The 25,963-nt window shown below is 62.6% G+C and carries 25 protein-coding genes; 10 read left to right on the top strand and 15 right to left on the bottom strand.

Annotation, left to right across the window (positions count from 1 at the left end; all coding sequences use genetic code 11):
* Window positions 1-188 precede the first annotated feature (188 nt).
* The 3 genes from NKH80_RS17965 to NKH80_RS17955 form a co-directional block, all read right to left on the bottom strand.
* Window positions 189-788 (bottom strand): transglutaminase-like cysteine peptidase, encoded by a 600-nt coding sequence (locus tag NKH80_RS17965; RefSeq protein ID WP_352992848.1) that lies wholly within the window; start codon window positions 786-788, stop codon window positions 189-191.
* A gap of 256 nt (window positions 789-1,044) precedes the next feature.
* Window positions 1,045-1,662, bottom strand: a complete 618-nt coding sequence (locus NKH80_RS17960; protein WP_254817716.1) for a PilZ domain-containing protein — start codon at window positions 1,660-1,662, stop codon at window positions 1,045-1,047.
* A gap of 117 nt (window positions 1,663-1,779) precedes the next feature.
* Window positions 1,780-2,418: a PAS domain-containing protein gene (locus NKH80_RS17955; protein ID WP_352508577.1), complete on the bottom strand. Its 639-nt coding sequence runs from the start codon at window positions 2,416-2,418 to the stop codon at window positions 1,780-1,782.
* A gap of 392 nt (window positions 2,419-2,810) precedes the next feature.
* Here NKH80_RS17955 and NKH80_RS17950 point away from each other — a divergent pair, with 392 nt between their 5' ends.
* The 4 genes from NKH80_RS17950 to NKH80_RS17935 all read left to right on the top strand — a co-directional run bounded on the left by NKH80_RS17950 (window position 2,811) and on the right by NKH80_RS17935 (window position 6,293).
* Window positions 2,811-3,581 (top strand): rhomboid family intramembrane serine protease, encoded by a 771-nt coding sequence (locus tag NKH80_RS17950; protein ID WP_352992768.1) that lies wholly within the window; start codon window positions 2,811-2,813, stop codon window positions 3,579-3,581.
* A 100-nt stretch (window positions 3,582-3,681) separates the two neighbouring features.
* The gene (locus NKH80_RS17945) at window positions 3,682-4,113 is read left to right on the top strand and encodes a CBS domain-containing protein (RefSeq protein WP_023717464.1); all 432 of its coding nucleotides are present in this window, start codon (window positions 3,682-3,684) and stop codon (window positions 4,111-4,113) included.
* 190 nt (window positions 4,114-4,303) lie between these two features.
* Window positions 4,304-5,803: an Asp-tRNA(Asn)/Glu-tRNA(Gln) amidotransferase subunit GatB gene (gatB, locus tag NKH80_RS17940; RefSeq protein ID WP_352896737.1), complete on the top strand. Its 1,500-nt coding sequence runs from the start codon at window positions 4,304-4,306 to the stop codon at window positions 5,801-5,803.
* Between the two features lies 1 nt (window position 5,804).
* Window positions 5,805-6,293 carry a GNAT family N-acetyltransferase gene (locus tag NKH80_RS17935; protein WP_352992766.1) on the top strand — a complete coding sequence of 163 codons (489 nt, stop codon included), beginning with the start codon at window positions 5,805-5,807 and terminating at the stop codon, window positions 6,291-6,293.
* 16 nt (window positions 6,294-6,309) lie between these two features.
* Here NKH80_RS17935 and NKH80_RS17930 read toward each other — a convergent pair whose 3' ends face one another.
* The 5 genes from NKH80_RS17930 to NKH80_RS17910 all read right to left on the bottom strand — a co-directional run bounded on the left by NKH80_RS17930 (window position 6,310) and on the right by NKH80_RS17910 (window position 11,316).
* Entirely contained in the window at window positions 6,310-6,651 is a 342-nt protein-coding gene (locus tag NKH80_RS17930) for a hypothetical protein (RefSeq protein WP_352649224.1), read from the bottom strand.
* Window positions 6,652-6,793: 142 nt separating this feature from the next.
* Window positions 6,794-8,005, bottom strand: coding sequence for a hypothetical protein (locus tag NKH80_RS17925; RefSeq protein ID WP_352992763.1), 1,212 nt, complete (start codon window positions 8,003-8,005; stop codon window positions 6,794-6,796).
* A gap of 146 nt (window positions 8,006-8,151) precedes the next feature.
* Window positions 8,152-8,451: a hypothetical protein gene (locus tag NKH80_RS17920; RefSeq protein WP_352508571.1), complete on the bottom strand. Its 300-nt coding sequence runs from the start codon at window positions 8,449-8,451 to the stop codon at window positions 8,152-8,154.
* A 94-nt stretch (window positions 8,452-8,545) separates the two neighbouring features.
* Window positions 8,546-9,946 (bottom strand): ArnT family glycosyltransferase, encoded by a 1,401-nt coding sequence (locus tag NKH80_RS17915; RefSeq protein ID WP_352992761.1) that lies wholly within the window; start codon window positions 9,944-9,946, stop codon window positions 8,546-8,548.
* A 209-nt stretch (window positions 9,947-10,155) separates the two neighbouring features.
* Window positions 10,156-11,316 (bottom strand): helix-turn-helix transcriptional regulator, encoded by a 1,161-nt coding sequence (locus NKH80_RS17910; RefSeq protein ID WP_352705060.1) that lies wholly within the window; start codon window positions 11,314-11,316, stop codon window positions 10,156-10,158.
* A 253-nt stretch (window positions 11,317-11,569) separates the two neighbouring features.
* Between NKH80_RS17910 and NKH80_RS17905 the strand changes: the two genes are divergently transcribed.
* From NKH80_RS17905 to NKH80_RS17895, 3 genes are all read left to right on the top strand, one after another.
* Window positions 11,570-11,968, top strand: a complete 399-nt coding sequence (locus NKH80_RS17905; RefSeq protein ID WP_254817092.1) for an NADH:ubiquinone oxidoreductase subunit NDUFA12 — start codon at window positions 11,570-11,572, stop codon at window positions 11,966-11,968.
* A gap of 156 nt (window positions 11,969-12,124) precedes the next feature.
* Entirely contained in the window at window positions 12,125-12,598 is a 474-nt protein-coding gene (locus NKH80_RS17900) for a DUF2155 domain-containing protein (protein ID WP_352705058.1), read from the top strand.
* Window positions 12,599-12,686: 88 nt separating this feature from the next.
* Window positions 12,687-13,037 (top strand): hypothetical protein, encoded by a 351-nt coding sequence (locus NKH80_RS17895; RefSeq protein WP_352705115.1) that lies wholly within the window; start codon window positions 12,687-12,689, stop codon window positions 13,035-13,037.
* A 96-nt stretch (window positions 13,038-13,133) separates the two neighbouring features.
* On the opposite strand, the gene aat is transcribed toward NKH80_RS17895, so the two are convergent.
* The 6 genes from aat to NKH80_RS17865 form a co-directional block, all read right to left on the bottom strand.
* Window positions 13,134-13,751 (bottom strand): leucyl/phenylalanyl-tRNA--protein transferase, encoded by a 618-nt coding sequence (aat, locus tag NKH80_RS17890; protein WP_292662502.1) that lies wholly within the window; start codon window positions 13,749-13,751, stop codon window positions 13,134-13,136.
* Between the two features lie 15 nt (window positions 13,752-13,766).
* The gene (gene accC, locus NKH80_RS17885; RefSeq protein ID WP_352477446.1) at window positions 13,767-15,110 is read right to left on the bottom strand and encodes an acetyl-CoA carboxylase biotin carboxylase subunit; all 1,344 of its coding nucleotides are present in this window, start codon (window positions 15,108-15,110) and stop codon (window positions 13,767-13,769) included.
* A gap of 19 nt (window positions 15,111-15,129) precedes the next feature.
* Window positions 15,130-15,588 (bottom strand): acetyl-CoA carboxylase biotin carboxyl carrier protein, encoded by a 459-nt coding sequence (accB, locus tag NKH80_RS17880; protein WP_352477448.1) that lies wholly within the window; start codon window positions 15,586-15,588, stop codon window positions 15,130-15,132.
* 26 nt (window positions 15,589-15,614) lie between these two features.
* The gene (gene aroQ / locus NKH80_RS17875; protein WP_031211260.1) at window positions 15,615-16,049 is read right to left on the bottom strand and encodes a type II 3-dehydroquinate dehydratase; all 435 of its coding nucleotides are present in this window, start codon (window positions 16,047-16,049) and stop codon (window positions 15,615-15,617) included.
* Window positions 16,050-16,213: 164 nt separating this feature from the next.
* Window positions 16,214-17,017, bottom strand: coding sequence for a DsbA family protein (locus NKH80_RS17870; RefSeq protein WP_352705055.1), 804 nt, complete (start codon window positions 17,015-17,017; stop codon window positions 16,214-16,216).
* A 70-nt stretch (window positions 17,018-17,087) separates the two neighbouring features.
* Window positions 17,088-18,482: a M48 family metalloprotease gene (locus NKH80_RS17865; RefSeq protein ID WP_352508566.1), complete on the bottom strand. Its 1,395-nt coding sequence runs from the start codon at window positions 18,480-18,482 to the stop codon at window positions 17,088-17,090.
* Window positions 18,483-18,627: 145 nt separating this feature from the next.
* On the opposite strand from NKH80_RS17865, the gene NKH80_RS17860 reads away from it, so the two are divergent.
* A complete protein-coding gene (locus NKH80_RS17860; RefSeq protein WP_352705053.1) occupies window positions 18,628-19,776 on the top strand; it encodes a pyridoxal phosphate-dependent aminotransferase in 1,149 nt (382 codons plus the stop codon).
* Window positions 19,777-19,787: 11 nt separating this feature from the next.
* Window positions 19,788-20,753 (top strand): glutaminase, encoded by a 966-nt coding sequence (locus tag NKH80_RS17855; RefSeq protein ID WP_254817099.1) that lies wholly within the window; start codon window positions 19,788-19,790, stop codon window positions 20,751-20,753.
* 95 nt (window positions 20,754-20,848) lie between these two features.
* Here NKH80_RS17855 and NKH80_RS17850 read toward each other — a convergent pair whose 3' ends face one another.
* The gene (locus NKH80_RS17850; RefSeq protein ID WP_352992758.1) at window positions 20,849-23,842 is read right to left on the bottom strand and encodes an Rne/Rng family ribonuclease; all 2,994 of its coding nucleotides are present in this window, start codon (window positions 23,840-23,842) and stop codon (window positions 20,849-20,851) included.
* A gap of 668 nt (window positions 23,843-24,510) precedes the next feature.
* Here NKH80_RS17850 and NKH80_RS17845 point away from each other — a divergent pair.
* Window positions 24,511-25,773, top strand: coding sequence for an N-acetylmuramoyl-L-alanine amidase (locus tag NKH80_RS17845; RefSeq protein ID WP_352508563.1), 1,263 nt, complete (start codon window positions 24,511-24,513; stop codon window positions 25,771-25,773).
* Window positions 25,774-25,963: the final 190 nt, after the last annotated feature.

Below are 25,963 nucleotides of genomic sequence, written 5' to 3'. Positions count from 1 at the left end.
CCGGAAATGGTGGAGCCGGCCCGGGGACGGGGCCGGCTCCTTAAACCCGGTCGTTGGGGACGGGGAGGGGGGGGACTCGACCGGGTTTCTCCTAAAGCGCGAAGTAATGCGACGCACTTAACCTCTGTTTTATGAATGTCGTTATCCCAAAACCGCTACGCGCTTTTGGGCGACATGCATTGGCGTCCTCAGCGGACGCTGGCGACCGCGTCGGAGCGGCCGTCGTTGATCGTCACCCAGGCGCCGGAATTCCGCTCGGACTGGCGCTTCAGATAGGTGTAGCCGGTATTGGTCCAGGACAGCACCTTGGGTTGGAGATTGTCGAGGATGAACTCGCCAAGACTGGTGCGCACGGTCAGCACCGCATGGCCGTCGCCGTTGCGCTGACGCACGACCGTCATCAGCAGATCGCCGGCCGGCACGCCGATGCTCATCAGCTCGCGGCGCTTTTCCAGCGCATAGTCCTCGCAGTCGCCGAAGCCGTTATTGGGAAAGGACCAGACTTCCTCCTTGCCCCACATTTCCATGTCGGTGCGCGGCGCGACCTTGCTGTTGACCGAATTGTTGATCTTGACGATCGTCGCCCACAGCTTGCGGGTGAGCTCGACCGGTGCCTGGTCAGGCGTCCTCTGATTGCATTCCCGCGGAAGCTGCTGGCACAATTCGTAGTGACCGACCGGCTGTGTGGTGCGGCCGCCGGTGTGCATGAAGGCCGGCTCCGCCGCGTTTGCAATCCCCCAGCCGAAAAGCTGCATCGCTATTGCCGCCAGCAACAGCTTGCCCCTCATCCTTTTCATTATTCAGTCTCCCCGTTTGAGGAGACAATGACACGGCTGGATTTATTTGACGCAAAAGCGCGAAGTAGACATTAAGTAAAACAACAATAGAATAAACATAAAATTTGATGCAATTGAGTATAGAATTGTTTATGGATTCTAGCCGGGTGCGTTCCTTTGTTTTGTCGCCCCGTTCGAACAGCTAGGATGGCGGGGCAGAGAAGGGCGCGAAGGATCGCCAGCCTCGCTTCCCGATGGCGCTTCCGCGTCAGCCGCGCGGTGAGCTGAATTCGGTATCAAGCGTTTCGGGGCGCTGGATGACGGCGAACTCGATGGCGATGCCATCTTCGAAATGGCGCACCACCTGGCCGCGCATGGTGCCCAGCGTCACCTGGACGCCGATGGCCGGCTTGACGTCGATCTCGATCGCCGCGCCCGACAGCGACAGGTCGATGATGCGGCACTGGTACTGCCGTCCGTCGGCAAGCTGCAGCACGCTCGTCGGGTTACGCGGCGCGACGCGTTCATGGCGGCGGTCTTCCGGCAAGTCGAGCTCGTGCTTGTTGGCAAGCCAGGTCAGTTGCGCGGCGAGCTTGTCCCTCTTGCGCTCCGACGCGATGACGGTCATCGCAAAGCCATCCTGCAAAGTGCGGGTAATGACGCCCTCGATGCGTCCGATATGATCGATATAGGCAATGACCTTTTCGCCAGCCAGGCCGGCGCGCTCGGTGCGCAGCGAAACGTTGCCGGGCGACATGTCGACTACCTGGCAGGGATGTTCGGTGCGGTCTTCCAGCATGAAGCGTCCGTAAATCTTCACGCGGACGCGCTGAAAGTTACGCCTTTCAGCTTGGGACGGTGCATGGTCGACCGCCGCTGACCTCATCACTGCCATACCCCGTTCGGCATTCCGCGCATGGATGCGGGGAATTTCAGCGGAAAACTACAACAAAGCAGGTTAACAAAGGGGAAAACCCGGCGCTGTTGCTTTAAGCTTTGGGCATCATTCCTCGCGTCCGCCGTCGAAGACGACCAGGTGACGGATGCGGCGGGCCTGGCCGAGCGCCGAAATCGTCTCAGGCGGGTCGAATTCCGACGGGGCGAGCGAGGGAACCTCTATCGCCGGCCGGTTCTTCAGGAACATCGGCTCCTTGTCGGGATCGACGACACGGATCGAATCGATCAACGCGTCGGAAACCGGGTCGGCGCCCAGCCAGAAGGGCTTTTCGACGGCGCTTATCACGCCGAGGCAACGCGGGCTCTCTACCCCGCCGTCGAGCGGCAACGCGAGCAGCTCAAACCTGTTGGAGCGGCCATTGCGGCTGAAACCCTCATAGGTAATGAGGGCTGCCGATTTCAGGTCGAAGACGCCATCGGTCAGCTTCGAGATCAGCCGCTGGTCCTTTTCGCGCCACAGCGAAGGGAATGAAAACCCCTTGAGTTCGCGGCCATAGACTGCGCAAAGCCTGGTGCCGGCCAGCCGGAACACCGCTTCGCCGCGTGTGTCCTTTTCCAGGATAAACGTGTCGGCCAGCAGCGACTTGATGTCGGCCGGTTCGACTTCCGAGCGCTTCGGGGCAGGGCGTCCGTCACGCAACCGGTTCCAATAATGGAACAGCGTGATCGATCCGGTCTGGTTCATGCTAATGCTGCTCCGCGCATTCTGTCTTCTGATGTCCCATCGGTGAACAGAAGGGCGCCCTCCGAAGACCTACATGCGTTGCGGAGCAGGATGCGTGCCAGCATCGTTAATACTTGTTCACGGGTCGGGGCGGTTAAGGTTAACAACTGGTTTACGTTGCGCGCCTGCCAGCCCTGTGGCACACCAAAACCACTCCAGAAGCGGTCGTTTTGCGACGATCGGCAGCACTTCAGTCAAGAGTTCAGGGGGAGCAAGGGGGCTCGACCAGCCGTTCAAGGGAAACCTTGGACGGCTTCTTTTTCGATTCGGGCCTGCTGATTCGCCGTTTGTGATTCGGTTGGCCGTGATCTACATGCTCGCGAAGTCCAATCCAGCGACTGAGTGCAAGCCATATGAGTGACCCAGAAAGCCCACCGGAGATCGAGCAGGGCCAGGGTGGGCCTGTCGCCCGCGAACCGGAGCAGCGCCGCGAGCCGGTGTTCAACCTGCCGCCCGTGGTGCTGGCGGTGATCGGCATCTGCGTCGCGGTCCATCTGATCCGGGTCTATTGGCTGACCGACGACCAGGACTTCGAACTGCTTGTCCGGGCTGCCTTCGTGCCGATCCGCTATTCCGGCCGCTTCGACCTGGATTTCTTCGCGTTTTCAAGCCCTTTTACCTATGCCTTCCTGCATGGCGGCTTTGCCCATCTTGCCATCAATATGGTGTGGCTTGCGGCCTTCGGCTCACCGTTGGCCAACCGCTTCGGCGCGCTGCGCTTCAGCCTGTTCTTCGCCGCCACGGGACTGGCGGCGGTGGCGCTGTTCTGGGCCATGCACCCGCTTGGCGAGGCACCGCTGGTTGGCGCCTCCGGCGCGATTTCCGGCATGATGGGCGCGGCGGCGCGCTACGGCTTCCGCATCGACCGCTCGTCGGGCAAGGCCGCCTTCGCTGGCCGGCTTTTGCCGATGGCGGCGGTCCTGCGCTCGCGTGGCGTCGTCACCTTTCTCGCCATGTGGATGGTGATCAACCTGGCGACCGGCCTCTTCGGCCTGGCGCCCGGCATTGACGGCCAGATCGCCTGGGAAGCCCATATTGGCGGCTTTCTTGCCGGCTTCTTCGGCCTGCGGTTTTTTGATCGGCGAGAGCAGGTGCCCCGGCAGACGGAGGAGCCGGAGAGCTGAGACCTCCGCACTTGAAAAGCAACCGATCGCGGCGCACCATGTTCATCCCAGGGAAAGCCGGCCAGGGCAGGAGCCGGCAGGAAATGCAGAGGAGGACGCCATGACTGTTAAGGCAATTCTCGAGGCAAAAGGCCACGACGTGGTGACGCTCGGGCCGAACGAAAAGCTCAGCGAAGCTATCCGCATGCTTTCCGAACACAGGATCGGCGCGCTGGTCATCACCAACGGCGATCACAAGATCGTCGGCATTCTTTCCGAGCGCGATGTGGTGCGGGTTCTCGCCAAGGAGGGAGCCGCGGCGCTCGACCTTGCCATCCGCTCGGCGATGACGCCCAAGGTGAAGATCTGCAATGAGAACCACACCGTCAACGAGGTGATGGAGATCATGACCAAGGGTCGCTTCCGCCATCTGCCGGTGGAAAAGAACGGGCTGCTCGACGGCATCGTGTCGATCGGCGATGTGGTCAAGCGGCGCATCGAGGATGTCGAGCGCGAGGCCGAGGAGATCAGGGCCTATATCGCCACGGCATGAGGCGGCGGCGGCCGGGTTGCCGGCCATTTGAATTTTTCAAGCTGCTATAGCCGTCCATCGCGGCAGCTGCGGGCCTGTGCCGCGTCGGCGCCTGCGGCTTGGCGCTTGTCTCGCGAAGCGGTTTGCACTAGCGAAGTTGCACACCAAAATATGCGTTCCGCATATCCACAATTCCAATATGCAGGCCCTTATGAGCATCATCGATACCCGCACGCCCGACGCCAAGCGCCTGGTTCCCGGCGCCACCGGCGACTGGGAGATCATCATCGGCCTCGAGGTCCACGCGCAGGTGACCTCGCAGGCAAAGCTGTTTTCCGGCGCCTCGACCACTTTCGGCGCCGCGCCCAACGCCAATGTCAGCCTGGTCGATGCGGCGATGCCTGGCATGCTGCCGGTGATCAACGAGGAATGCGTCAAGCAGGCGATCCGTACCGGTCTGGGCCTGAAGGCCGAGATCAACCACAAATCGGTCTTCGACAGGAAAAACTATTTCTACCCCGACCTGCCGCAGGGCTACCAGATCTCGCAGTTCAAGCAACCGATCGTCGGCGAGGGCAAGGTGATCGTCTCCGTCGGCCCCGACCGGCAGGGCGAGTTCGAGGATATCGAGGTCGGCATCGAGCGCCTGCATCTGGAGCAGGATGCCGGCAAGTCGATGCACGACCAGCATGCGACGATGTCCTATGTCGATCTCAACCGCTCCGGCGTGGCGCTGATGGAGATCGTTTCGAAGCCGGATATGCGCTCCGCCGATGAAGCCAAGGCCTATGTCACCAAGCTGCGCACCATCGTGCGCTACCTCGGCACGTGCGACGGCAACATGGACGAAGGCTCGCTGCGCGCCGACGTCAACGTCTCGGTACGCCGGCCTGGCGGTGAATTCGGCACGCGCTGCGAGATCAAGAACGTCAACTCGATCCGTTTCATCGGCCAGGCCATCGACTCCGAGGCGCGCCGCCAGATCGCCATCCTGGAGGACGGCGGCAAGATCGACCAGGAAACGCGGCTGTTCGATCCCAATAAGGGCGAAACGCGCTCGATGCGTTCCAAGGAAGAAGCGCACGACTATCGCTATTTCCCGGATCCCGACCTTCTGCCGCTGGAATTCGACCAGGCCTATGTCGATGCGCTGGCAAAGGACCTGCCTGAACTTCCGGACGCCAAGAAGGCACGGCTGATCTCCTCGCTCGGCCTGTCGACCTACGACGCCTCGATCCTGGTATCGGAAAAGGCGGTCGCCGACTATTTCGAGAAGGTGGCCGCTGGTCGCGATGGCAAGCTTGCCGCCAACTGGGTCATCAACGATTTGCTGGGTGCGTTGAACAGAGCCGGCAAGAGTATTGAAAATGCTCCGGTTTCGCCCGATCAGCTCGGCGCGGTCATCGATCTGATCAAGGAGGGCACCATCTCCGGCAAGATCGCCAAGGATCTGTTCGAGATCGTCTGGAACGAGGGCGGCGATCCGCGTCAGCTGGTCGAAAGCCGCGGCATGAAGCAGGTCACCGATACCGGGGCTATCGAAACGGCGGTGGACGAGGTGATCGCCGCCAACCCGGACAAGGTCGAACAGGCGCGCGCCAAGCCGACCATGGCCGGCTGGTTCGTCGGCCAGGTGATGAAGGCGACCGGCGGCAAGGCCAACCCGCAGGTGGTCAACGAGCTGGTCAAGGCCAAGCTCGGGATCGAATAGGATGTTCGTCCGCACCGCCAGCGAGCGCGATCTTGCGGCGGTGCGCGCATTGCTGGTGGAGACATGGCACGCCACCTATGACGCCATCTACGGCGCGGCGCGGGTCACCGAAATCACCGACGAATGGCATTCGATCGCCGCGCTCAAAGCGCGGTTGACACGACCGAACTCGGAATTCCTGGTCGCGGACGACGGCAAAAGCATCAGTGGCATGGCTTTCGCGGCCGCCACGACGGATGCCGGGGTCGTCATGCTGAACCAGCTTTACGTGCATCCGGCCTGGCAGAGGCAAGGCATCGGCCAGGCCCTGCTGGACGAGATCGAGGCCAGCTTTCCGGAGGCCCGAACGCTGCGCGTCGAGGTCGAGGAAGCAAATGCTCCGGCCGTTGCCTTTTACCGCTCGAGAGGGTTCACGCCCGCCGGCAACACGGCCGATTGCGGCGGCGCCTCAGGATTGCCGGCGCTGGTTTTGGAGAAGGCGATCGGCTAGCTCGTTCGCCTGGCGCTCAGTTGCGTTTCACGGGCAGGTTGAAGCAGCCGGCGGCGAGAAACTCGCACGGCAGGCTGCCGCCGCCGCCCGACGTGTGCGGGGGCGTAGCGGCTTCGATCTTTTCGACCTCGTAATATTTCGAGGTGACGCCCCATTTTTTAACGCCCTGGCACGTCGAGCGCACGCCAACCTCCGTCGCCTTTGCCGCCGTCTTGTAATAGGTGGTGATCCGGCAGGATTGGCTGACCGGCAGCGCGTTCGCCGGGATCGTGACCGGCGGCAGGAAGTTCGGGAAGGCAAGCAGCGAGATTGCCGCAATGATCCGGACGGCGGGCATGGTGTGGGGCGAGTGCAGCATCGTGCGTCTCCATCGATGGCGCCGCTCGCTCGCGGCGCAGCGGCGCGTTTGTTTCCGCAAGATCAGGCCATGACGCCGGCGCTGCCGCATCGGCCGCGCGGGGGATGGCGGGAACTGCCGCCGTGATCCGCGAGCGGCCGCGTCAGCGCGTTTTCGGCTTGATAAGCGTCTTTATCGGAACGGCGACTTTTGGAGGCCGGACCGTACTGGTTCCACCATCGACGGCCAACTCGCCGCTATTGAGATAGCGTACCGTATAGTGCAGCTCATAGGCGGGAACTCTGATCCATGTAGGCTTGGGATTGAACTGGTCCGGAGGCCTCGAATACCACTTCGGGATCTGCATGATCTTGGAACCGGCACCGAATCCCGCAGTCTTGGCCGCTACTGCGAAGGCGCTGTCTCTGGGATCGTTCGGCGGCTGGTCGACATTGCCGATGACCACCAGCGAATCGTATTTTCGCGCGTCGAGCCGTACTGCGGGAAGGTTCAGCGCAGCCACGTCGCCTTCGCGCATCGTCAGCGCCTTCTGAAGGCCGTCCTCATTGGCGTAGACGTTGAGGTTTATAGCCTCGGATTCCGCATAGACGACATTGCTGTGGAAGTCGCGGGCTGACAGGCGTGTGAGGCTGTCGAAGGTGACTTCAACCGTCGGCTTGGCTATGGCGTCCGTCACCACCAGGTTGCGCCGCGGCACCGTCCAGAAGATGAGATCATCGCCGGTAGCCTGCGTGCCGGCATCGGAGCCGTCTATTGCCGAGCATTTCGAATTTGGAACCGGCGTCGTCACCGGTAGGGGTGCCGAAAACGAGTTGCGTACCTGCGCGTCGATGTAATTGCCGACGTTGAAAACGGCCTCGAGGATGTTGCCGCCCTCGAAGCTCGCCGGGCCGGGTTGCGAGCGGATGATGACCTGGCTGGAATCGGTCTGCCAGCCGCTGCAGAAGACGTTGACGTCTATGGGAATGCCGATGTGGCGGTCGGAGGTCACAGGGATCGAGACTTTGATGGTCAGGATGTAAGGAACTTTGACAAACCAGCTGTTCGGCTGGTTCAGCATCTGCGTCGCAAAGCGCGACGGCCGCCATTGCTTCAGCGATTCGATCGATGCGCGCGACGATCGTCCCTGGGCGGCCAGCTGTGCGTTGGTGGCGTCGACCTTGGCTTGCGCCAGGTTGCGGACGGTGTTGGTGATCAGGAACACGCCGAGTTCGGCTTTGCAGGGCCTGTTCGATTGTGTGGCGTTGCATGGGGCAAGTGCCGCACTGGGAACCGGCGGCCCCGAAGGCGGCGGCTGGGCGGCCGCGGTGGCCGCCATCAGGCAGAAGAACAGCATCATGCAGGTTTTCAACATGGTATCCTCGCTCTCTGGTTGGAAACCACCCTCCGGCTAGACGCCAGCACTTCTTCGATAGCGGTTCATCGCCCGCACGGGGGATGAACCGCGAAACATCGGGCCGGCCCAGCGACGTCGAGCCGCCGTCCTTTCGGGTCGGACATCTACTGCTTCACGACGCCTTTGGTTGTCGCCTTCGGCGCGACGACCTTGGGCTTGGGGGTTTTCGGGCCGGGGTCGACTACCAGTGCAGCCGTGCAGGAGCACTTGCCCGAACCGCAGTTCAGGTCGCCCTTGCACATTTTGGAATGCCGCATATCGGTGCAGTCGGCGGTCCCGGAGCAGGAGCAACTGCCTTGCCCGATCGTTCCGGACTGACATTTGAAGCTCCATGCCGGACCGGCGGCAAGGCCGGCCACAGCGAGCGATAAGGCAAAAAGCGTCGTCGAGATGAGTTTGCGCATGAATACCTCCCGGTTCTATCGAGCGATGGAACCACGAAGCAGCAACGCCTTCATCTCCCGCGCGGGGGACGAACTCGCATACCGGTGACGATCGTCAATGCTGTCCCTTCAGCACGACGAGATAGCCGCGTTCGACGCGAAGCCGGAACGCGATTTGCCCTGCAGTGCCGGGATCCTTGGAAACCTTGTCGATAACATAGCCGCTGGGATGCGAGCCAAGCCATTCTTCCGGTTTGTCGGTGCTTTCGAACGGCCTTTGCAACCCGACCAGGAAGCCGACTTCGCCTTGATAGTCGAAAGCCACGGCCCAGTCCGCATCCTTTCGCTCGTCGATGAAGTTGGCGAGCGGCGTCAGGTCATAGCGTTTGAACGCGGTTGCCGATGCCACCGCGTGGCCGATGCCGAAAATGACAAGCATGACGACGGCCGAGCTTTTCAGCCTGGCGAGCGGGATCTCCGCCATGAAATAGCCGAACAGGATGGTCACGAACGGCAACATCGGCACGACATAGTGAGGCTGCTTGCCGGATATCGCGCTGAACGCCAGCAACACGGCAACGAACGAGAACGACAGTAGGCGCAAGGCGCGCAGATCCGGCGACTTCGTCTCGATCAGGTTGCGTATCCGCGTGCGCAGCTTCAACCGCCAGACCTCGGGTATGAAGATCCAGGGTATGAACATGACCGGCAGCAGCAGCAGATAGAAATAGAACGGCCGGCCGTGCGAATTGCGCAAATTGCCGGTGACGCGCCCCGCCGATTGGTTCCAGACCAGATCATAGACGAAACTGCCCTTTGTCAGGATCGTCGCCGGCACCAGCCAGATCGCCACCGGAATCAGCGCGGCGAGCACTGCCAAGCCCACTCCAGCGAGGAAGTTCGGTGTCGTCAGTCCCGCCCGTCGGTCGCGCCAGAACGGGTAGAACAGGATGGGCGCGCCGATATGGATCAGCACCACCGGGCCTTTCGTCAGCACGCCCATGCCGATGAACAGCCCGGCCAGAACGGCCTGCCAGCGATTGCCGCTCCGGGCAAAGGCAATCAACGACAACAGCGCGGCGAGCACAAACACCGTCAGCAACAGGTCGAATAGGATCAGCGTCGAATAGATGACGAACACGCAGCTTCCGGCAACCAGCCAGGGGATGCGCCGTGCGATGTCGTCGCGGCCCGGAAACAGGGTCTTTGCCAAAGCCGTCGTCAGCCAGATGACGAGCGAGGAGGCGGCGAAGATTACCAGCATCGCGGCCGGCCGGCTGGCGCCGAAAATCTTCCAGACAAGGTCGATGAGCCAAAACAGCAGAGGCGGCTTCTGCAGATAGGGCGCGAAATTCATGGTCGGGACGAAGATCTGTCCGCTCAGATACATTTCCCAGGTGACGCTGAGATATCGCGTTTCGTCGACGGGCAGCAGTGGCCGGAAAGCGACCGCGATTGCGATCAGCCCAAGCAGAAAGAGGTAGGGGAGCAGCCGCTCGGTAGATGTCGGTGTCAAAGATCGAGATCCGCGCCAGAAACCATTTTCATTCCAGCCGAGCAGAGTGCCGCGTTTCTGGACCGCGAACGACCGCACCATGATTTTGGCCGAATTGCAACGATGCCGGTTTCGTTTCGCAGATTTTGCGGACGATGGTCTTAAAGGCTTGGGAAAACTGACCGGCCGGGCCTTTTGGACCGCCGCCGGTCAGGGGAATCTGCGCAAAATCAACTGGCGCGCAACGGCGGCGACAATTCGCGCATCAAGAGTTCGAGCTCGCGCTGATCGCCGGTACCGGTCTTGTCGAAGATCGTCGCCAGCTGCGACTTGACGGTGCCGTCCGAGACGCCGCCGGCCGCGGCGATTTCCTTTCGCGTCAGGCCGGCGGCAACGTGACCGGCGACCCGCCTTTCTGCCGCGGTCAGTCCGAACAGCGCCGCAATGGCGTCCAGCGCCGGGGTCGGTGTCGAACCGCCCGCGGCGATGAAGATCGCTGCGGCGGCGCGCTGCGAGATGCGCGCCGAGATTTCACGCCGCGCCAGCGGCATAACATGGGCCACCGCCGGAACGGCCGTCTTGGCCAGGGGAATGTTGATGCCGCAAGGTCCGAGTGCGAATTCGTCGCGCGTGCCGAGCTGGACGGCACGGCCGATCGCGGCGTTGGCGTTGGCATAGGTGAAGGACAGCTGTCCGCGCACGCAAGCGACCGAAATGTTTTCGGCGAGCAGCGCTTCGGCTGACGGGTTGGCGAAGATGATGGTCATGTCTTCGGCGACGATCAGCACCGGATGGTCGAGGCTTTCGATGATGGAGCGGAAGATTTCGGCCTTGCGCCGCTCGGCCTCGAACAGGTCGCCGATGGTCACCGCGCGCCGCACATGCGGCGCCAGCAGGCAGACAAGCTCGAGATCCTCGCGGGAAATCTGGCGTCTGTCCTTGTCGGTCACCACCATTAGCGTACCGATCCGGGTCGGCCGCTTCATCAACGCCACCCAGAAGAAATCGTCCAGCCGGTTGGGTTGTACCCATTCGCGCACGATGCGGCTTTCGAGCCATCTCTGTCGTGTATCCGGGCCTTGCAGGGCGTAGATCGAATCGACGGTGAAGGGCACGTCGATCTCCATCTTGGGAACCGCCGCATAGAACGGTACTTGCGAGCCGTAGTCATGCTTCAACGGCTCAAGAACTGCGGGATCGCCGCAGGATACCGAAAACCGCGCAGAGCTGCTGATCGTGTCGATGACGGCGAGCATGGCAAGCCGGCCTTCCGCCAGATTGCAGATGGCCTCGAGTGTCGCCTGCCAGCGGTCGACGTCGGCAATCGAATCGTAGATCGCCTCAACGACCTGCGGCAATGCGCGACCGGCCGTGCCCGCCAGCGATGACATAAACCCCTCTCATTTGCCGTCCTAGGCAACGAAGCATCAACTGTTAGAATAACGCTGCGTAAGGTTGCCAACAACTTATTTCATCTGCTTCGGACGGCCGCGAAAATAGCATGAACGTATCGCTTTTCCGTCAGCCATTTGCTCGCCGGTTGCGGCAAGACCCTTGCCTTCGCAATGCCGTGACGCCATAAGCAGGTACAGGCGCCGCAGCCGCCGCGAGGACTTGCCACAAGGACTTGCCACGAGGATTTGGATGAAGACTTTCCTTCTGCAGTTTTTCACCTGGTGGAACAGCCAGACATTGGGAACGCGCTTTCACACCTGGCGGCATGGCAAGAAGGTCGGGCAGGACGAGGTCGGCAACGTCTACTATGAGGGCGGCGTCGATTCGGAAGGCCGCACCCGCCGCTGGGTCATCTACCGCGACTATTCGGAAGCCTCGGCGATTCCGCCCGGCTGGCATGGCTGGATCCATCACCGTGTAGACGTTCCGCCGCCAAGCGAAGACTACAAGCCACGCGACTGGCAAAAGCCGCATGTGCCGAACCTCACCGGCAGCCCCGCAGCCTATCGGCCGAAGGGGTCGGTGCTGACCAACCGGCATCGTCCGCAGGTGACGGGCGACTACGACGCCTGGACGCCCGGTTCGTGATCGATCGCCGCGACAGGCCGCGGTCCCCCACGGAGGCGGTCCCCACGCGGGCGGTCCTTTGTCGCCACAATTACTGTTTAGCTGTTTGCTGATCCGACAGCAGCAACTAGCCTTGGCGTTAAGAGAATCACCCGGGCGCAAATCACCGGACCTTGCATGAGCATGTTCAGCCGAATTTTGACGGGCGGATTAACCGCGGTCGTTCTCGCTTCCATGGTGGCGCTTGCCGCTGCGCAGGAATTGGCGCCGGACGCGTCGGTAGCGCCTGCAGCACCGGCAGTATCCGAACGCCTCACCAATCCCGTCGCTGAATTCGCCGGCATCGACAAGATCACCGGCCGGATCATCACCTTCGATGTCTATATCGACGAGACGGTGCAGTTCGGCGCTTTGCAGGTGACGCCGCGCATCTGCTATTCGCGGCCCGAAAACGAAGAGCCGAAGACGGATTCGTTCGTCGAGGTCGACGAGATCACGCTCGACCGGAAGATACGCCGTATCTTCACCGGCTGGATGTTTGCCGAAAGCCCCGGGATCAACGCCGTCGAGCATGCCGTCTATGATATCTGGCTGAAGGGCTGCAAGCAGAAGTCCGACGTGCCGGCACCCGCCGCCCCCAAAACCAACTAGAATCTGTCAGCGCGCGGCGGATACCGCGCCCCGCGGAACCGCCGCGTTCCCCGAGCGTTGGTGCCTCTCTACGGAGGAGGTTGCCATGATGATGGCCAACAAGAACGAACTTCTCGACATCGAAAGGGGATTCTGGAGCGGCGACGCCGACTACTTCAAGGCCAATGCCGATACCGAATGCCTGGTGGCCTTCCCGCAGATGGCGCGGGTGATGAGCAATTCCGATCTGGCCGAAACCGCCACGGACCAGAACCGCTGGCGCGATCTCGACATCGACCTCAAGGGCATCATCGAGCCGGGCAGCGACATCGTCATGCTGACCTACGAGGCGCGTGCGACCCGGCAAAATGGCGAAGCCTATGCGGCGCTGGTCAGCACTGGCTATGTCCACCGCGTCAATGGCTGGAAGATGATGTTCCACGCACAGACGCCGCTGTGACGGCAGCAAAAAGCTGACTGGCCGCTAGAGCAATTCCACGAAAAGTGAACGGTTTCCGTCCGGAATTCTGTGAAAAACGATGAACCATTCTCCAGGTTATGGAAAAAACACCGCCTCGCCCTTCAGCGCCTCGGCCAGCATCTTCTCGTACTTGCCGCGCGGCACGTCGATTGCGCCGAAGCGTTTGAGATGCTCGGTGGTGAACTGCGTGTCGAGCAGTGCAAAGCCGCGCGCCTTCAGGCGTTCGACGAGGTGAACCAGGCAGGCCTTTGACGCGTCGGTCTCCCTGGCGAACATGCTCTCGCCGAAAAACACGCGGCCGAGCGATACGCCGTAGAGCCCGCCGACCAACCGGTCGTCGTGCCAGGCCTCGACCGAATGGCAATGGCCCATCCGATGCAGCTCGATATAGGCTTCGCGGATCGGCGCGTTGATCCAGGTCGACCGACGTTCCTCGCGCCTTTCGGCGCAGGCCTCGATCGTCGCCTCGAAGTCGAAATCGATACGGAACTCGAACAGGTTCTTGCGGATCGTCTTTCTCAGGCTTTTCGGTATGTGGAACCCGTCGAGCGGAATGATGCCGCGCGTCTCCGGCCGCACCCAGAATACTTCGGGGTCATTGGCGCTTTCGGCCATCGGGAAGACGCCGGAGGCATAGGCTTTGAGCAAAAGGTCGGTCGGGATGCGATAACCGGGTGCGTAGGGACGGGTCATCGCTTCGCCCCTGTATCACTCGCCTTCGGCCAGGTATTTTTCCAGCCAGTGGATGTCGTAGTCGCCATTGGCGATGTCGGCGTTGCCAACGAGGTCGCGAAACAGCGGCAGCGTCGTTTTGATGCCGTCGACGACGAATTCGTCGAGCGCGCGCCGCAGCCGCATCATGCACTCGACGCGGTTGCGGCCGTGCACGATCAGCTTGCCGATCAGGCTGTCGTAGTAGGGTGGGATCTTGTAGCCCGAATAGACGCCGGAATCGACGCGGATACCGAGGCCGCCCGGCGTGTGAAAGTGGGTGATGGTGCCTGGCGAGGGGGTGAAGGTGCGCGGATCCTCGGCGTTGATGCGGCATTCGATGGCATGGCCGTGGAAGCGGATATCCTCCTGGCGCACCGAAAGCCCGCCGCCCGAGGCGACGCGGATCTGCTCGTGCACGAGATCGATGCCGGTGATCGCCTCGGTCACCGGATGTTCGACCTGCAGGCGCGTGTTCATCTCGATGAAATAGAACTCGCCGTCCTCATAGAGGAATTCGATGGTGCCGGCGCCGGAATAGCCGAGATCGGCGATGGCCCTGGCGCAGACGCCGCCAATATGCGCGCGCTCCTCGGCATTGAGCGCCGGCGAGGGCGCTTCTTCCCAGACCTTCTGGTGGCGGCGCTGCAGCGAGCAGTCGCGCTCGCCGAAATGCACGCCGCGCCCGGCGCCATCGCCGAACACCTGCACTTCGATATGGCGCGGCTTCTGCAGATATTTCTCGATGTAGACGGCGTCGTCGCCGAAGGCCGCACCCGCCTCCGAGCGTGCCGTCTGCAGCGCCACCTCGAGGTCGGCCTCGCTATGCGCCACTTTCATGCCGCGCCCGCCGCCGCCGGCCGACGCCTTGATGATCACAGGGTAGCCGATCGCGGCGGCAATGCGCTTGGCTTCCTTGTCCTCGGTGACCGCGCCGTCGGAGCCGGGCACCACGGGGATGCCGAGGCGCTTTGCCGTGCGCTTGGCCTCGATCTTGTCACCCATAATGCGGATATGGTCGCCGGTCGGGCCGATGAAGGTGATGTTGTGCGCGGCGAGGATGTCGGCGAACTTGGCGTTCTCCGACAGAAAACCGTAGCCGGGATGCACTGCGTCGGCGCCGGTGATCTCGCAGGCGGCGACGATCTGGTGGATGTTGAGATAGCTGTCGCGCGACGGCGGCGGGCCGATGCAGACGCTCTCGTCGGCGAGACGCACATGCATGGCGTCGGCGTCGGCGGTCGAATGCACCACCACCGTCTGGATGCCGAGCTCCTTGCAGGCGCGCAGCACCCTGAGGGCGATTTCGCCGCGATTGGCGATGAGGATTTTCTGGAACATCTTTCGCCTGTTCCCGGCTCTACTCGATCACAACGAGCGGCATGCCATATTCGACCGGTTGCGCGTCTTCGAACAGGATCGCCGTCACCGTGCCGGCGCGCGGCGAGGGGATCTGGTTCATCGTCTTCATCGCCTCGATGATCAGCAGCGTCTGGCCTTCCTTGACCTTCTGTCCGACCTCGATGAACGCCTTGGCGTCGGGCGACGGCGCCAGATAGGCTGTGCCGACCATCGGCGAGGCGACGGCGTTCTTCGACACGTCGGGCGCCGCCGGCACGGCGGCTGCCGCGGGCTGCGCGGCTGCCGGCGCGTGGGCCGGCTGCGCTGCGGCGACAGCATGGACGGCCGGCGCCTGCCGCGAGACGCGCACCTTCAGATCGCCCAGCTCGACCTCGATCTCGGTCAGGTTGGTGTCGTTCAGTATGCCCGCCAGATCGCGGATCAGCTGCTGGTCAACACCGTTCTTCTTTATCGACATTTTCGAGCCTTCTGTTTGTTGGCCGGTCATAGGCGTGCAGCCAGCGCCTGCAGCGCCAGCGTGTAGCCGAGCGGCCCGAACCCGCAGATCATGCCGACGGCGACCGGCGCGACCATGGAGACGTGGCGGAATGGTTCCCGCGCATGGATGTTGGAAAGATGCACCTCAGCTACCGGCAGCGGCGCGACGGCGCGGATGGCATCGTGAATGGCGATCGAGGTATGGCCGTAGGCGCCCGGATTGATGACGATTGCGGCGGCCTTGTCGGCGGCCTCCTGGATCCAGTCGACGAGGTCGCCCTCATGGTTCGACTGGCGGAAATCGATCTCCAGCCCAAGTGCGGCACCTGCCTGCTTGCAGTCGTCGGCGATCGCGGCAAGCGTCTTGCCGCCATAGATACCAGGCTCGCGCTTGCCGAGCGCGTTGAGATTGGGGCCGTTCAGGACGAAAACCGTTTTCAAAAAATGCCGACCTTTCCCGGCGCGGCTAAGCCGGCGCGCCGGACCCTCTATAATGGGCATAGACGCTGGCGAAAAGAGCGCAAGTGCGTTCTTTCGCCGTCCACAACAGCCGGAAAACGGCCCGCGCCGGAAACCCGCAGCCCCAATCGAAACCCGAACGCTAATCAGAGCGCCGCCTTCGCCGCCTCGATCTTTTCGGCCAGCACTTCCTGGCCAAGCGCGCCGAACACAACCTCGTTGCCGACCACGTAGGACGGCGTTCCGGTGATGGCGAGCTTGGTGGCGAGATCATAGGTCTTAGAGAAGGCCTCGGTGATGCTCGGGTCCTTCATCTTTTCGCGCAGCGTCGTCTCGTCGGCGCCGAGCGACAGCGCCACCTTGATTGCCGCCGCCTCGGTGGCGCGCCCCTGGCCGCCGAGCAGCGCATTATGGAATTCGCCGTATTTCTCGGGCTTCAGCAAGTGGAAGGCCATCGAGACGACGCTCGCCTTCTGCGAATCCGGGCCGAGGATCGGGAATTCCTTGAGCACGAAGCGCAGGTCCGGATCGGCCTTGGTCAGCGCGCGCATGTCGTCGATGGCGCGTTTGCAGTAGCCGCAATTATAATCATAGAATTCGACGATAGTGACCTTGCCGTTGGGATTGCCGACAACGCCGTCAAAGGAGGAATTGAAGATCTGGTCCTTGGCGTCTTTGATGACGCCGAGACTGGCGACGCGCTGTTCTTCCTTCTGCTTGGCCTCGAGTGCCTGCTGTGCTTCCAGAAGCACTTCCGGGTTCTTCAGGAGATAGTCGCGGACGATGCCTTCGACTTCGGTGCGGTCGAGCTTGGTACCCGAGGACGCCGTCTGGGCAAGCTGCGCCGTGCCGGCCTTCGCCGTCTGCGGATTGCCGGCGACGAAGCCGAACGCCAGCATGGCGAGAGCCGCTGCCACTCCGGTAGTGCCCAGCAGAATTGCCTTGGTCATGATCCTCGATCCTCTTGCCCGTGTTCCGGTCCGCTCGCTTTGGCTGTGTCGCAGCCTGCGTCCGAAAGGTTCACTTCTTCTTACCTGATGGTGCGTAGTTTATAATGTCCTGCGCGCGAAGCCAGCCCGGCTCGCCCCGCTTCATGCTCTGCTGCGCCCGCATGGCGAAGATCTTCGCATTCTTGTAGTCGCCGGAATAGAAATGCCCTTCGGCGGTTGCAAGCTCGGCGGCCGGGATGTTGCCGAGTTCCCCGTAAGCCTGTGCCAGATAGCGGTATCCGTCGGCGTTTTCGCGATCCCGTCCGAGGCCGGTGTTGATCTGCGCCACTGCCTTCTTCAGCGAATCCGCCGTGCCGATGGCCATCAGCGCCTGGCCGTAAGAGACCGGCAGCAGCCCGGATCGCGCCGGATCGAGGCTGACCGCCTTGGCATAGGCGTCGGCAGCATCCTTCGGCCGGTTCGCCTTCATCAGGATGTCGCCGCGCAATTCCTGGAAATACGGGTTTTTCGGCTGTTCCTTGATCAACGCGTTGGTCTTGGTGAGCGCCGAAGCCAGATTGCCGAAAAGATAGGTCATCTGCGCGTCGCCATAGCGCGAGGCGAGGCTGCCGGGGTTCTTGCGCATCAATCGTGACGCCGCCGCCTGGCCTTGCATGTAGGCGGCGATCTTGATGCGCATCATATCGTGGCGCTGCTGTAGTGCCGGCGGGTCGACCTTGTCGACGTAAGGGCTCTGCTTCACCAGCACTTCGAGATTGGCGATACGCTCCTGCGGCATCGGATGGCTGATGCGATAGGGATCGACTTGCGCGCCCGAGAGCGACAATGCGTTCTGGAAACGGCCGAACGTCTTCAGCATGCCCATGCCGGACTGGCCGGTTGCATTCAGATAAGCGATTGCCGAACGGTCGGCGGTCATCTCTTCGGTGCGCTGATAGGCGAGGATACTGCGTTGCGCCATCTCGCCGCCGCCGGCCATCACGCCCATGCCGGCCCCAGCGAGGCCGCGGCTGTTGCTGGTGGCGCCGGCAACCATGGCGCCGGCGCCAAGCAGCGTCGCCAGTATCGCCATCGTCTTGGCACGCTCGAGCTGCTCGCGCAGTTTCTGCTGATGCCCGCCGGCGATATGGCCGGCCTCGTGGGCGATGACGCCGATGATCTCGTTGGGCGTTTCGGCCGTCATCAGCGCGCCGGTGTTGATGAACATGCGGCGGCCGGCAACAAAGGCGTTGAAGCTCTGGTCGTTGACCAGCACGATGTTGATGGCGTCGCCCGACAAGCCGGCCGCCTTGAAGATCGGCCGCGCGTAGTCGCGTACCAGCGCCTCGATCTCGGCATCGCGCACCACCGGCACATTCTGCGCAAATGCATCGACCGAGCCGGCCATGGCGACCACCGCCGCAAGCGCAAGCGTCGCGAAGGCGCGCGCTGTCCTGGCGATCGTCGATTTGGGTCGGCTCAACATGGCAGGTCCACTGGTAGACGAGTGGGCGAAGGATGAAAAGTCGGCAGCCTAAACTTACCGAACTTGTGATCCCCACACCAATCGGGCATTTGTGCGGCGCGGCCAGCATGGCCGGCACGCGCGGACAAGTGTGGTGGATTGAAAAATGACTGTTTCGCTTTCGCGCCGCGGCGCGGTCGAACCGTTCCACGCCATGGACATCCTGGCCGAGGCGAATCGGCTGAAAGCCAAGGGCCTGCCGGTCGTATCCATGGCCGTCGGCCAGCCTTCCGATCCGGCGCCGGCCGGGGTTCGCGAAGCGGCGGCCAATGCCTTGAAAGCAGGCCGCATCGGCTATACCGACGCGCTGGGCCTCGCCGGTCTGCGCAAGGCGATCGCGGCGCACTATGGCGAGCATTACGGGCTTGACGTTTCGCCCGAGCGGATAGCCGTCACCACCGGATCGTCGGCTGCCTTCAACCTTGCTTTTCTGGCGATGTTCGATCCAGGCGATCGCGTCGCCATCGCCGCCCCCGGCTATCCGGCCTATCGCAACATCATGGCCGCGCTCGGCATCGACATCGCCGAGATCGAGTTGGACGGCGCCGCCTATCTCCATGCCGAGCACCTGCAAGCCGCGCATCGCGAAAAACCTCTGAAGGGCGTGCTGTTCGCCAGCCCGGCCAACCCGACCGGCGCGGTCATTCCCGCCGGCGATCTCGAGGCGCTGGTCAAGACGGCGCAAGAGCTCGGCATCGCCGTAATCTCGGACGAAATCTATCACCGGCTGGCCTATGCGGCGCCAGACACGACCGCGCTTTCTTTCGGCGCGGATGTGACGGTGATCAATTCCTTCTCGAAATATTATTGCATGACCGGCTGGCGCATCGGCTGGATGGTGCTGCCGCAGGAGCTGGTGCGGCCGGTCGAGCGCATCGCCCAGAGCCTCTACATCTCGCCGCCCGAGCTGTCCCAGATTGCCGCGATCGAGGCGTTCAAGGCGACGCCAGAGCTGGAGGCGGTGAAGGCGCGCTATGCCTGGAACCGCGAGCTCCTGATGCAACGCCTGCCGGAGCTAGGCTTTGCTTTGGCCGCGCCCATGGACGGCGCGTTCTACGCCTTCTGCGACGTCACCAGGCACACCAATGACAGCATGGCGTTTGCGCGCCGGATGCTGGCCGAGGCGCATGTGGCGGCGACGCCCGGCCGCGATTTCGACCCGCTGCAGGGACATCGCACGATGCGCTTTTCCTACGCCGGCAGCCACGACGACATGGTCGAGGCGATGGCGCGTATCGAACGCTGGCTGAAGTAGGGGGGGCGACGATGCCGGAGCTTGAACAGGCGTCTCAACTTGAACAGGCGCCCCAGCTTGAACAGGCCTTGCGCGAGGTCGCCACCGAAATGGCGGAGCGTACCGATCGCGGCGACGTCGCCAGCTATATTCCCCAGCTCGGCAAGATCGATCCGAAAAAATTCGGCATCGCCGCGGTGACCAATGACGGCCGCGTGCTGACCGCGGGCGACGCCGACGAGGCGTTTTCAATCCAGAGCATCTCAAAGGTGTTCACGCTGACGCTGGCGCTCGGCAATGTCGGCGACGCGCTGTGGCAACGGGTCGGGCGCGAACCTTCGGGCAATCCGTTCAACTCGATCGTCCAGCTCGAGCACGAGAACGGCATTCCGCGCAATCCATTCATCAATGCCGGCGCCATCGTGGTCTCAGACATCCTGCTTGCCGGCCATCAGCCGCGCGAGGCGATCGGCGAGATCCTGCGCTTCATCCAGTTCTTGGCAGATGACGACACGATCATCGTCGACCGCGAGGTCGCGGCGTCCGAACGCGCCACCGGCTTTCGCAATTTCGCGCTCGCCAATTACATGAAATCGTTCGGCAATCTCCACCATGCGCCGGAACTGGCGCTGGGCGTTTACTTTCACCATTGCGCTATCGCCATGAGCTGCCGGCAACTGGCCCTGGCCGGCCGCTTCCTCGCCAATGGCGGCAAGAACCCGGCGACCGGGCATTCCGTCGTCTCGGCAGAGCGCGCGCGCCGCATCGGCGCGATGATGCTGACCTGCGGCCACTATGACGGCTCCGGCGACTTCGCTTTCCGCGTCGGCATTCCCGGCAAGAGCGGCGTTGGCGGCGGCATATTGGGAATCGTGCCGGGCGTCGCCTCGCTTGCCGTCTGGTCGCCTGGCCTCAATGCCAACGGCAATTCCAGGCTGGGCTCGATCGCGCTGGAAAAACTTGCGAAGATAATGAACTGGTCGATCTTCGCACCATAGTGTCGTCGCCTGCAATTGGGCAAAAAAATCCCGCGCAGCCGATCGGCGACGCGGGACTTTTCTAATCAGAAAGTCTGGCTAATGCAAGGAAAGGCTTAGAAAAAGCCCTTCCGCTGCCACCAGCCGGCACGCTTTGGCTTGTCCTCGGTCTTTGCTTCCTCGGTCTTTGCCTCGTCGGCGACGATCGAGGAGACGACCGGCACGACCGGAGCATCCACCGGTACGGGCTTGCGGCGCGACGGCCGGACCTTCGGCGTTTCCTCGGCAGCCGCCACTTCGGTCTCCGGCGACACCGGCGCGGGGGTCTCGCCGGAAGCCACGGAGGCGGCCTCGGCAGCCGATGTCTCGGCGCCCGCAATCTCGGCAACTGCTTCCGCCGCAACCTTCTTCGGCTTGGCGGCGCGGCGCGGCTTCTTCGGCTTTTCGGCGCTCGGCATGTCGTCGTTCGCCGGAGCAAGCACCGCAAGCTCTTCGGCCGGCGGGGCACCTTCCGGTTCGCCGGTCACGGGCTCTGCTTCCGACACGGCACCTTCCGTCATGGCGGCTGGCTCGCCGGCGCTGGCTTCGACGCTGTCCTCGCCGTCTTCACGGCGATTGCGCTTGCCGCCGCGCTTGCCGCGCCGGCGCTTCTTGCCGTGACCGTCGTCCGCCGCTTCCGCCGTTTCGGCAACACCGGCCGGCGCTTCACGTTCCGCTTCGGCGCCTTGGTCGCCGTCGGCTACCAAGGCATCGTCTGTCGGCGCCGAAACGGAAGCACCTTCCACAGCAGCGCCATGTTCGCGGTCCCGGTGGTCACGATCCCCGTGTTCACGATCCCCGTGTTCACGATCGCCGTGTTCACGATCCTTGCCGCCGCGCCGTCTGCGGCGCTTGCGGCGCTTGCGATCGCGGCCTTCGCCGTCCTCGCCCGACCTTGGCTGCTGCGGCTGCTGGGCAGGGCGTGTTTGCTCGGCCTGCACCGGTGCCTCGTCTTCCTCCTCGATGACGATCTCGTCCTCGGGTTCTTCCGGCTCGACATAGGCCGGGAAGGTGCGCGCCTCGACGAAGCCTTCCGGCTTTTCGGCCAGCGCACCGCGGAAGATGGCATAGTGTTGTGCACCGACCGTATCATCGGCTTCGATGGTGATGGTCACACCGAAGCGGTGCTCGAATTCCACCAGCGTGCCGCGCTTGTGATTGAGCACATAGAGTGCGGTCGCTGCCGGCGTCCGCACCGTGATGTGGCTGCGCGAATCCTTGAGCAGGAATTCCTCGATTGCCCGTACCACCATCAGCGCGACCGACGAATCGGAGCGCACATGGCCGGTGCCGCCGCAATGCGGGCAAGGCTTCATCGTCGATTCCAGCACGCTGGCACGGATGCGCTGGCGCGACATTTCCATCAGGCCGAAATGCGAGATGCGGCCGACCTGGATGCGGGCACGATCGTTCTTGAGGTGATCCTTCAGCCGCTTCTCGACGGAACGGTTGTTGCGGTTCTCCTCCATGTCGATGAAGTCGATGACGATGAGGCCGGCGAGATCGCGCAGCCTCAATTGCCGGGCGACTTCCTCGGCAGCTTCCAGATTGGTGTGAAGTGCGGTATCCTCGATCGAGTGCTCCTTGGTGGAACGGCCCGAATTGACGTCGATGGCGACCAGCGCTTCCGTCTGGTTGATGATGATGTAGCCGCCGCTCTTCAGCGTCACCTGCGGCTGCAGCATGCGGTCGAGCTGCGCTTCGATGCCGTTGCGCACAAAGATCGGCGTCGTGTCGCGGAACGGCTGAACCACCTTGGCGTGGCTCGGCATCAGCATGCGCATGAAATCCTTGGCCTCGCGGTAGCCTTCTTCGCCGGAAACCAGGATCTCGTCGATATCCTTGTTGTAAAGGTCGCGCACCGAACGCTTGATCAGGCTGCCTTCCTCGTAAACCAGGGCAGGGGCCGTGGATTGCAGCGTCAGATTGCGGACGTTTTCCCAAAGCCGCATCAAATATTCGTAGTCGCGCTTGATCTCTGCCTTGGTGCGGCTTTCGCCGGCCGTACGCAGGATGACACCCATGCCCTGCGGCACTTCGAGATCGGCGACCACTTCCTTCAGCCGCTTGCGGTCCTGCGCATTGGTGATCTTGCGCGAAATGCCGCCGCCGCGCGCCGTGTTCGGCATCAGCACCGAATAGCGGCCGGCCAGCGACAGATAGGTGGTCAGCGCCGCGCCCTTGTTGCCGCGCTCTTCCTTGACGACCTGCACCAGCAGGATCTGCCGGCGCTTGATCACTTCCTGGATCTTGTACTGGCGGCGCACCGGCTTGCGGCGGTTGCGCACTTCTTCCAGCGCGTCTTCGGCGCCGACCGATTCGACCTCATGATCGTCCGAATGCGAGGATTGCACCTCTTCCAGCATGCCGCGATCATTGTCTTCGGAGGTTGCCTCGCCGCTTGTCTCGGCCCCGCCCGTCTCGGCTTCGCTTGTCTCGACTTGCGGGACGGCTTCCGAGATTACGTCGGCATCGACGCTGGCAGCGATGGAACTGGAACCGCCTTCGGACGGCTCGGTCTCGCCGCGATCAGCGACTTCATCGCTCTGTCCGGCTGCACCCTCGCTCTGTCCAGCAACTTCGGACATGGTTTCGTTGTCGGTAGCGGCATCCAGCTTTTCTGCGACGGCACCTTCGCCGTTCTCGCCGTCGGACGCGCCTGCCTCGTGCCTGTGCTCGCCGCGGTCACGGCTCTTGCCGCCGCGCCGGCGTCCGCGCTTGCCACGGTCGCGGCTCTGGCGGTCCTCGCCTTCGGCGGCTTCCTCGTCCTCTTCGTCCTGGGCTTCCTGTGCTTCCGCACGCAGCAGCGCCTGACGGTCGGCGACCGGAATCTGGTAGTAGTCGGGATGTATTTCACTGAAGGCGAGGAAACCGTGACGGTTGCCGCCATATTCGACAAAGGCTGCCTGGAGGGAAGGTTCGACGCGCGTTACGCGGGCGAGATAGATATTTCCTTTGAGCTGCTTCTTGTCCTGAGATTCAAAGTCGAATTCTTCAATTCGGTTACCGCGAACGACGACAACGCGTGTTTCCTCCGGGTGGGAGGCGTCTATCAGCATTTTGTTGGGCATTATTTCGTTTCCTCCCGGCAGCCGTCGGCCGCAGCTTGCGGGGCAATGCCCGCTGCCGTGGACCTGGAACATGAGTGCCGGACAATTGAACGTCCGCCGGCCGCTGCCTGAGCGCCATGGCGGTGCCGCCCGCAGCCGTAGTGGCGCGGTTTGTTGCGGACCTTTCCATGATTGCGCTTGAAGCCATCGTCACCAGCAGAACCTTTTGAACCAAAGCCCGGGAAAAACCGGACCAGCTTGTTTGCTCATACAGAGCCGGCACGGGACAATCCCGGCCGTTTTGCTCACGCAGGCGATTCCCCCGCCACGGGAGCACGCCTGCGAAAATCGTCGCGATCACCGATGCCTTCTTCGCCTGAAGCGAAAGGAGCCGTCTTGCGTCTGACCTGTAGCAGGAAGCTGCGGAGGAGGACGGTTCCAGGATTGCAGTGATCCACCATCGCTTTTATGATTTGGCGGGTTGGAAGGCAACCCCGATTCCCGATGCCGGCAAAAAGCCGTTCCGCAGCGGAAGCACAGGTCCCAAGCCTTCCATGAAAAGGCTTGGTTAACCTTCTCTGGATACCAATCGTTAATCGAGTTCGCGGCCTGCCGGCACTTTGACAAGCAACAGGGCCCTTCGACAAGCGGTCGGGCATGACGCCAAAACGGGAGCGACTGGTAGAAAGATGGGACTGGCAAGCTTCGCAGACAAGGGCCGTCATCATGGAGGCTGGTTCTTCCGCACCGCCTGCCTGCTGTCGCTGATCCTGGCTTGCCTGGTCTTTTCGCCGCTTTCGCGTGCTGCCGACGCACCGCTTGCTGCCACAAGCTACAAGATGGCCGGCGATGCCACCAAGATGCGCATCGTCATCAATTTCGACCGCGAGCCCGACATCAAATGGTTCCTGCTGCGCGGCCCCGATCGCCTGGTCATCGATCTGCCGGCCACGAGATTCGCCCTCAATGCCAAGGACGTAAAGCCGCGCGGGCTTGTCCGCGCCGTGCGTTACGGCGAGCTCGGCGAGGGGAAATCGCGGCTGATTCTCACCGGCAAGGGACCGTTCGCCGTCGACAATCTCGACGTGCTCAAGAACGGTGACGGCAACGGCTACCGCATCGCCATCGACATGTCGGCAGCGTCGCAGCGAGAATTCGACGCAGCGCTCGCCAATCAGGCGCTGACGACCGGCTCGACGGTCTCCGCCGACAAGGCCGGCAGGGTCGGTACCGGGCCGGTCTCCAATCCGGGCCATCGTTTCACCGTCGTCGTCGATCCCGGCCATGGCGGCATCGACGGCGGTGCCGAGGGCCTGAACGGTACGGTCGAAAAGAACGTGACGCTCGCCTTTGCCATGGAACTGCGCGACAAGCTCGCCGCCAGCGGCAAATACGACGTGTTCCTGACGCGCGAAACGGACGAGTTCCTGCGGCTCGACGACCGCGTGCGCATTGCCCGCCAGCATGAGGCCGACCTGCTCATCTCGATCCATGCGGACACGATCAGCCTCAAGGGCATTCGCGGTGCAACCGTCTACACCGTGTCCGACAAGGCTTCCGATCCCGAGGCGCAGGCGCTTGCCGACCGTGAAAATCTTTCCGACCAGTTCGCCGGCATGGAGATCAAGGACGACAGCAAGGAAGTGACCGATATCCTGATCGACCTGATCCGCCGCGAGACGCATAATTTTTCGATGAGCTTCGCCCATACTCTCGTCGGCCAGCTTTCCACCAGCGTCGGTCTGATCAACAACCCGCAGCGTTCTGCCGGCTTCAAGGTGCTGAAGGCGCCGGACGTTCCATCCGTGCTGGTCGAACTCGGCTATCTGTCGAACGCCAAGGACGAAGCGCAGTTGCTCAGCGCCGATTGGCGCAACAAGGCGACCCAGAGCATAACCAATGCCGTTGCCCTGTTTGCTTCGGCCAGAAGCGGAACGGGGGCCGGAGGCTAAAATGCCCACCGGCGCCCACAACCTGAAGCAGCGTTGCACGGCGACAACACCCTGTGCTTTTATTTCCGGCATTCGAAACCGAAATCCCGCGCCGCCGTATTTTGCCCACATGGTCGCGACATGGATTTTGCGATTACGGTTTGGGATCGTCCCGAAAGCTTGCGTGAAGGGCGGCTTCGTTTAGGAAATT

Source organism: Mesorhizobium sp. M0904, from assembly GCF_040319475.1.
Taxonomy (GTDB): Bacteria; Pseudomonadota; Alphaproteobacteria; order Rhizobiales; family Rhizobiaceae; genus Mesorhizobium.
The sequence above is the reverse complement of the archived record's forward strand: the minus strand, read 5'-3'. Positions and strand labels throughout refer to the sequence as shown.